This is a genomic window from Clostridiales bacterium, assembly GCA_017961515.1.
GTDB lineage: Bacteria > Bacillota > Clostridia > Acetivibrionales > RGIG10202 > RGIG10202.
In genome coordinates this window covers 1-8,427 of record JAGCXC010000018.1, presented here as the reverse complement: position 1 = coordinate 8,427, position 8,427 = coordinate 1, and the positions used below count along the sequence as shown (strand labels likewise).

Annotated in this window: 8 protein-coding genes; 3 read left to right on the top strand and 5 right to left on the bottom strand. The window is 31.6% G+C overall.

Features of this window, described 5'->3' with window-relative positions:
- Together J6Y29_00915 and J6Y29_00910 are read left to right on the top strand one after the other, a co-directional pair.
- Positions 1-1,668, top strand: a 1,668-nt coding sequence (locus tag J6Y29_00915) for a fused MFS/spermidine synthase (protein MBP5426452.1), incomplete at its 5' end; no start/stop codon positions are given.
- A gap of 9 nt (positions 1,669-1,677) precedes the next feature.
- Positions 1,678-2,748, top strand: coding sequence for a class I mannose-6-phosphate isomerase (locus tag J6Y29_00910; GenBank protein MBP5426451.1), 1,071 nt, complete (start codon positions 1,678-1,680; stop codon positions 2,746-2,748).
- Here J6Y29_00910 and J6Y29_00905 read toward each other — a convergent pair.
- From J6Y29_00905 to J6Y29_00885, 5 genes are read right to left on the bottom strand one after another with little or no spacing between them, the layout of a single operon-like run.
- The gene (locus J6Y29_00905; protein MBP5426450.1) at positions 2,745-5,681 is read right to left on the bottom strand and encodes an alpha-mannosidase; all 2,937 of its coding nucleotides are present in this window, start codon (positions 5,679-5,681) and stop codon (positions 2,745-2,747) included. The genes J6Y29_00910 and J6Y29_00905 overlap by 4 nt on opposite strands.
- Entirely contained in the window at positions 5,674-6,108 is a 435-nt protein-coding gene (locus J6Y29_00900) for a hypothetical protein (protein MBP5426449.1), read from the bottom strand. Before J6Y29_00900 ends, J6Y29_00905 begins: the two co-directional genes overlap by 8 nt.
- Positions 6,098-6,277 carry a hypothetical protein gene (locus tag J6Y29_00895; protein MBP5426448.1) on the bottom strand — a complete coding sequence of 60 codons (180 nt, stop codon included), beginning with the start codon at positions 6,275-6,277 and terminating at the stop codon, positions 6,098-6,100. Before J6Y29_00895 ends, J6Y29_00900 begins: the two co-directional genes overlap by 11 nt.
- Before the next feature lies 1 nt (position 6,278).
- Positions 6,279-6,830 carry a class I SAM-dependent methyltransferase gene (locus J6Y29_00890; protein ID MBP5426447.1) on the bottom strand — a complete coding sequence of 184 codons (552 nt, stop codon included), beginning with the start codon at positions 6,828-6,830 and terminating at the stop codon, positions 6,279-6,281.
- The gene (locus tag J6Y29_00885) at positions 6,827-7,300 is read right to left on the bottom strand and encodes a DNA-deoxyinosine glycosylase (protein ID MBP5426446.1); all 474 of its coding nucleotides are present in this window, start codon (positions 7,298-7,300) and stop codon (positions 6,827-6,829) included. Before J6Y29_00885 ends, J6Y29_00890 begins: the two co-directional genes overlap by 4 nt.
- A gap of 132 nt (positions 7,301-7,432) precedes the next feature.
- Between J6Y29_00885 and J6Y29_00880 the strand changes: the two genes are divergently transcribed.
- Positions 7,433-8,427: hypothetical protein (locus J6Y29_00880; GenBank protein MBP5426445.1), on the top strand; the 995-nt coding region annotated here is incomplete at its 3' end.

Here is an 8,427-nt window from a genome sequence, read left to right as displayed (position 1 = left end):
TCAAAGGTATATTACTTTGTAACAGAATTGATTGTGGGTATGGCTCTTATGGGAGTCGAAATGTCCGCATCAAGGCTAATATCAACCTACTTCTCTTCAAGTCAGGTTGTTTGGACTCTAATTATTGGAGTTATCATGATATCAATGGCTATCGGCAATTACTGGGGTGGTAGACAAGCAGATAAAAAACCATCCTATGTAAGACTATACCTCGAATTGCTATTTGCTGGTGCCTATATAGTAATTATACCTTTTGTCGGAAGATATGTAATTGCTGGTATCACTGCACTCTTTGCCCTCTTTATAAAAAACAACCTAGTTATCTGGGCTGCATTGTTCTCTTGTATTATTTTATTTGTTCCTCCACTTCTTTTCTTAGGAAAAGTAACACCATCTTTAGTTAAATATGCTATGGGTGAAAAAGCATCTGGAAAAGTAATTGGAACTCTTGAAGCACTCAATACTATTGGTTCTATTTTAGGAACATTCTTGCCAACATTCTTAACCATACCATTTATTGGAACAAGTAATTCATTCGTTCTCTTTGGCGGAGCAATAGCTTTCATGGCTCTTCTCTATTTGATAACGAACCTAATAGATATAAACATGAACAAACAGGAAGAACCTGTTGAGGATGGCAGCGAAGTGAAGATTAAAAAGCCAAAAGTTAGCTGGGGCAAACAAGTTAAAATGACAATAGTAATGTCTGTATTTACACTCATTTTGGCTGTTGGGTTAATATTCTCAACCAATGCGTCCTTTGTTTTCTGGAATGAAGCCACTTTAGTTAAAGAAGATGAGTCGATGTATAATTATCTAAAGGTAGATAAGGAAGGGAAAAAATACTCCTTCTCAACCAATGTTATATTTGGCATTCAGTCCGCAATTAATGAAGATGATTCACTAACAAAGCTATATTACGACTATCTTTTAATAAGTCCTTATTTAGTTAAGGAAAATCCTAAAATTCTTATCCTAGGAAATGGCACTGGCACATATGCGACCATGCTTAGAAACTATCTCCAAATAGATTGTGATATAACTGCAGTTGAAATAGATCAAAAGATTATAGATTTGTCCTATGAATATTTTCATATGCCTAAAGACATAAATGTTATTTGTGATGATGGAAGAAATTTCATATCAAGAACTCAAGAGACTTATGACATAATCCTTGTCGATGCCTATTCCTCTGTATCTGCGCCATTCCAAATGACAACAGTTGAATTTTTTAACATGGTCTATGACCATCTAAACGATGATGGTTTAATGCTAATGAATATCAATATGGTAACAAACGAAAAGGATTCTATGGCTACTTCACTTTGTGACACGGCCTCTGCAGTTTTTAATCAATTGTATGAATTCAAAGTTCCAAAAGCAGATGGAATGGAAGTATATGCCATTAAAGGAAACAAAGATCTTGGTGAAATGATAGATAATGTTCATACAGACAATGCTGAACTAAACCAAGTTAATAATAGAATTAAGCAGGGCAAAAAATTACATGTAGACACGGGCATTAGATTATATGATGATACCTGTGATATAGAAATGAGAAGCTATAAAGCACTAGATGATATAATAAATAGGGAGCTTAATTATTATCAAAAGGTGTATAATGAAAAAGGACTTAAGGGTTTACTAGAAGAACTATTTAATAGTTAAGGAGAAATTATGGAAAAATTATTAACTCAACCGATATTTTTTGAAAGAAATAGAGTTTATAGAATTTATTTAGGCGGTAAAACGTACAAAGATTTATTTAACGATGCAACTGGCTATGATCCAGATGAGGACAACATGTTCCCTGAAGAATGGATTGCAAGTAAAGTTAAAGCAATTAATCCTAAGTATTTTGGACCAAGAGATGGTGTATCTATTATAAAAGATACAAACATCTTTTTTGATGATCTTTTATCTGAACATGCTCAAGAACTCCTCGGCAATAGAAAATACGACTGCCTCGTAAAATTCTTAGATAGTGCTATAAGACTCCCATTCCAAGTACATCCAACAAAAGACTTCTCTAGAAAATATTTCAATAGTAGTTATGGTAAAACTGAAGCATGGCTAGTTATTGCAGCAAGAAAAAATGCAAAGCTATATTTTGGTTTTAAAAACAAAATAAGCAAAGAAGAATTATCTGCTCTTGAAGATAGAAGCGAAATTGAAAAAGATATTATGGGTTCACTCCTTCAGGGTGTAGATGTAAAAGAAGGAGATATCTGGCTTATTAAAGCGGGTCTTATTCATGCTATTGGAGCAGGATGCACTATTGTTGAAGTACAAGAACCAACGGATTTTACAATTCAACCAGAAAGATGGTGTGGAGATTATCATATATCTTATGATGAAGAATATATTGGATTAGATAAAAATACTGCCCTAGATTGTATTAACTATGATATCTACGGAGATGATGCAAAAAAATATGCGCAAGTTAATCCAAAAATTGAAATTAATACTGATACATATATTAAAGAAAAACTTATAACATATGAAGATACTACATGCTTTGCAGAAAATAGATACACAATAAAGAATGGTGGTTCGTTTACAATGACATATGGACCATGTGTTTATATATGTGTTAACGGCGAAGCAGAAATAGTTGGAGATAATTATTCAAAGAAAATAAAAAAGGGAGATTATTTCTTCCTCCCATTCTCTGCTCAAAATAAGTTCAAGGTTACATCAAATACTAGTGCAACTCTTATTGAGTGTTTGCCAAGTAAACAAGACTAGATATAAAGCATATCTTTTTTCTTTTCTATATCTTTAACAATACAAGTACCATTCCATGCTATCATGGATAATACCTTAATATTTTCATTATTTGGTAATTCTATTGATTTTGCACCTTTTGTATCTACATCTATTCTGTATACATGTAAGTGCTTATAGTAATTATCCTTTGTATCATAATGAGTAAAGTATGTTCCAAGTTTATCATTGTTTACATAATTCTTTTTTAAACCAGCATAGAAATTAAACCATACATGATCTAGTGTGTGTAGGAATGCACTAAACTGTGGAAGCAACCATTTTCTTTCATTATACGAAATCATAAATCCATAGGATGATGACACGTCGTTAGTAATATATCTATCATTTATCTTTACGGTAAACTTGTCTTTATTCTTAGCTATAACATATAAACTAAGCTTATTGTAACCCTCATCAATATTAATAATTTGGCCCTTACAATCTATGGCATCTTTATAGTTATCCGAATTTATAATTTCCTTTGTATTTAACTCATTTTTAATTGCAAAAACGACTTTAACTGTACAAATCGAACTTTTAAGTATCGATACGTTCAACAAATTGTCCTTTACATCTATCTTCTCAATAACATCTTCTACACCATTTACAAGATATGCTTCCTTAATATCTTCATAGAATTTAATAGTACTTGAGACAGTATCATCTGTTCTATTATATAAGCGTAAAATCATACCTGAATCATCTTCAGACTTCTTAACAGCAAGGACACCTAATTTAGAATAATCTAGATCGAACAATTTAGCCTCTTTTACATCCTTCACTATTTTATCTGCTAGATAGATTTTATTAGTGTTATTAAATAATTGTGCTTGTTGTTCAGCATCATCTTTTTCAAAAGGATAAATCGCATAACTAATATAATGTGCTCCCCAGTCAGAGAAATACTGTTCGTAGTTAAGTGCTGTTATATTTCCCAATGGTGTATATACTAAAGTCATTCTTAGCATATTGTCTTTTGGAATATCATATCCATATTTACAATTCTCTATTAAAGCTACGCCATATTGATCACTCATTGCTTTAACAAGATATCTAGAAGGTACTTCAAATTGTTTCTCGTTATTTACTCCCTTTTCAACAAAACATGTTTCCATATTTGTTAGGAATGTTGGATTATCCATAGCAAGAGGCAAAGCAACTTTTAAAGACTTCCCTTTTTCTTTCCATTCCAATTGTTCTTCAAAGGTAATCATCTTGTCATCTTTGCCAAGAGATACAATCTTTGTAAAAGTAGATTTATTATATTGTGTGGTAATAGATATCTTCTTTCTTGTAGAGTTATCTTCTATTATTTGAACATATCCCTTAGTTAGAACATCCTTTGGTTCCTTTTGTCTATCTTTCCAATACATATTCCAACCTGGATATTTAACAGGCTTTTCCTCGAGAAGATGATATGCCAATGGAGATTCAAGAATTTCCTTCCCTTTAACTTTATCTTTAATTGAGTAAATCTCCCCTTCTTTTGAAATGGATATAGAGATATACTCATTTTCCATCGTTATTCCATTATCTAGTTTAAATGTTAATGGTGTCTTTTTCTTCTCTACTGTTACAATACTATATCTCTTAATCTCAAATGGTTTGAGATATGGGGCAGATATCATAGTGTTCTTGTTGGTTAAACTAATTGGGTATATATTACCTTCGCTATCTTTCAAACCATATTTCTTAGAAAAATCAAAACCTGGTATTTCAAATTCGCAAATTGTTTGTCTTTCATAATCAGCTGGATTAAAGATAACTATCTCACCACCCTCTAGATGTGGATATATCGCTTGGATAGAATCATCTATTATTTTTCTCCAAGTCTTTAGTGCAATAATTTCGTCATTATATGAATACTTATAAGCACTTGGTAGACATGTACCTGGAATAATATCGTGCATTTGGCTGCCAACAACTTTATACCAAGTCTTCTCTATTTCTTCTTTAGGATATGGAACACCAGCAACCTTTTCAGCAAGCAAAGCAACATATTCTGCTGCATATGCCATTCTTTCATTCATTCTATTTAATCTTTTTATAGGTCCATTAGTTGTCAATGTTCCTGCTGAATGTTCTATCAAAAGCAAATCGCCTGTATAAGTGTCAAACTTAGATATCTCATCATCTGTTAAATTTTTATAAAAATCTTCGGACGCACCTTGAACGACTTTAATATCACCTGGCTTTTTAATATCTCTTTCTGCATTCCAAATTGAAATGAGACTTGGAGATCCACCAAAATCACCTACACCATAATATTGGTAAGATTTATAAACACCCGTCTTCTCGCCAACTTCTTCCACCTTCTGTGTTCTCTTCTTAATTTTTGTTGGTGGAACAAACATATGGGACATATAATTGCCAGGATTTAAAGCACAAAGTAATTTAGAACCATCTGGTCCTTCCCATATTCCTTGGTTAAATGGAATACCATTTGCAGAATGCCATTCAAGTTTTCCTGTAGAAAAACCTGTAACATCACAATGTTTTAATAATGTTGGGAAATTCGTTGGGAATCCGAAACAATCTGGAAGCATATAATCCTTATAAACCACTCCAAATTCTTTCTTTTGATACTCCCTTCCATATAGTATGTTTCTAATTAAAGATTCTGCACTTGGTGTTAATGCGTCTGTTTCATCTATACAAGCGCCTCCTGGCACCCATTTACCCATCTTTACATATTCTTGGACTTTCTTATAATCTTCTGGATAGTATTCTTTCATTAAAGAATATCTTCTAGAACCAGTAAAATTGAAAACATAATGGGGATATTTTTTAAAGAGTCTAAAGTTCTTGCGCATAGTCCTACGAATCAACCATTTTATGGTTGTAGGATAATCCCATCTCCATTGTGTATCTAAGTGGGAATAAGGAACTAAAAATAACTCTTTCTTATCCATTTATTTTCTTTTTAACAATTGCCTCTGTAGTGCTAGATAATAGCAAGGCATCCTCTTTATTATAAACGTTTATTTGTATAACAACAATGCCGTTCTTTGGATTTCTATCTATTTTATCTATAACCTCTACCTTTCCATATAAGATTTCTCCTGCAAAAACAGGTGCATGCCATTCCATTTTTGTAGATTTGCCAGCAATTAGTTCTTCGCCAAAGAAATCTTTTTCTAAATACTTACTCCAAACAAGAGCATATGTTAATAATCCAGGAGACAAGATTTTGCCAAACTTTGTTGTCTTTGCATATTCTATATCTGTATGTATAGGACAGTTATCATATTTTTCAGCAAAAGCTAACATTTCATCTTCTTTTACTTCAACTGGATCTAAATCATTTTTCATACCAATTGTAATATCATTAAAGAACATCTTTTTGTATCTCCTCTAATTCTTCTTTTGTTATATTCATTTTTTCTATTAATCCATTTAAAGATATAATATATTGTTCCTTAGAAATTGCATCTCTAGATACAAATGTATCTAATAGTTCTTTTTGTTTCTTAAACAATAATAATACTTTCTTTCTATTATCATCCATATTACACCTTTGTAATAAATACTGGAATAGGTGGATCATTCTTCCAATTATAGAAAGATGCCATAATAACTTGATATTTACTATCATCCATATTTCTAAGGTATGGTAATAGTTCATCTCTTTCTTCATATCCAGAATCTCCGCCATAATAGATAGATACACACATTATTCCGTCCTTCTTAAGAAGTTTTAGACCATCTTCAATAGCTTTTATTGTGGATTTTGCATGCGTATATATATTATGGTCTCCACTTGGAAGATATCCTAAATTGAAAAGAATACAAGAAACACTATCTTCTTCTAAATATTTACACATATTCTCGTGTGAATCTAATATGAGTTCACAATTATTTTGTCCTCTATCTTTTAGTAATTGTTTTGTAGAATCTAAGGCGGACTGCTGAATATCAAAAGATACCACCTTTCCATTTTCTCCTACTAGCTTAGATAGATAAGATGTATCATAGCCACGGCCCATTGTTGCATCTATACAAATATCGCCTGGCTTAATATATTTTTTAATGGTATCATGAACTAAATCTAATGCTCTCATATTAATCCTTTTAGTGATTCTAACCATATCTTTTCATCGAAAGACACATTTGCTGGAGATGTGGACGGAAGATAAGTTGCAATCTTAATTAGCTCTGGATATCTCTTACAAAACACCTCATAACTTTTCTTTCCATTGAGAAATATCTTTTCAATATTTGCTTTGGATAAAACTATACTCAAGTCTGCTACTTCATATCCCTTAATGGATGAATCTGCAGATCCTTTTATCTCACACTCCATGAGAATATCCCAAAGAGCAATATTGTGTTTCAAAAGAAATGCTTTTTTATCTTCGTTAGTTGTTGGTTCTATATCATTTGCTATTTTTGCAATAAGTTTCCAAAATCTATTTCTTGGATTTCCATAATAGAATGATGTTTCTCTAGATAAAACACTAGGAAAACTACCAAGAATTAAAATCTTGCTATTTTCATTAAAAACAGGATCAAAACCATGCAACATTTCCATAAGGTTTATTTTACACATAATGCCTTTATTTTTCAATCTTTGAATATATTTTTTATATTGTCTTTTACTTGAAAGTAAAAAATAATATAACGCTCTTTATTTTTAAGATTTTTTGTTGTATACTAAAGTATTATGAGTAAAGCCAAGAAATATATATTTATATCAATATTAGTAATGACATTTTTAATGTTCTCTTTCTGCTTATTTGCACTCAATAGAGGCATTGCTTTAGCAGATGACGAAACACAATATTACTATATTCCACAAGACACATTATCTAAGACAGCTGCATCTTCTAGCGTGTATTTTGTATACCAAGGAGATAACTTGTTTAAGATTCCTGAGTCTTATTATTTGAAGATTGTTGGAGAAGCTACAGCATATGATGTTCCTGTATCTTATAAAGGATTAGTTGGAACAATCTCAAAAGAAAAAGCAGATTCATTATCTAAGAAGACAACTACTCAATATTCAGGTGCTGCAATCACTGATGATAATGCATATCCAAATATTGAATTATCCTTCTCTGGCTCCGCATTATCTTTTGAAACTTTAGATGGAATTAGCACCTCTAAAGATCCAGCATTAATTCATGTTTATTATCTCGGTAAATCTGACGATAACACAAAGACATATATTAAAGTTATTGAAGGAGATACTACTTTCTTTGGTTCAACTACAGCTCAATTTGAAACATATACTGTATCTGCAAATCTAGAAGTTATTAATTTTATTAATAGCCAAGAGTCTGGTAGCAGTTCAAATCAAACAAATACTAATAATTCCAAGGCTTTACGAGTTATTTTAATTATAGGATTAATCATCCCAGCAGTTGTTATTGCTTTACTTATATTCATTCCAAAGAAGTCTGAACAATATGACAAGGCTAGAATGAATTCTAGAAAGGTTGGAAAGATAGATTACGATAAGACACGTATGCAAGATCCAAATATGCAACAACCACCTTATCAACAAAACGGATATAATCAATACCCACAACAAAATTATGGCAATCAACAATATCCTAACTATCCACAACAACCTCAATATCCACCTCAAAACAATGGATATTATCCACCTCAACAAAATAATACCTATTATCCTCCTCAAGATAATGGTTACTATCC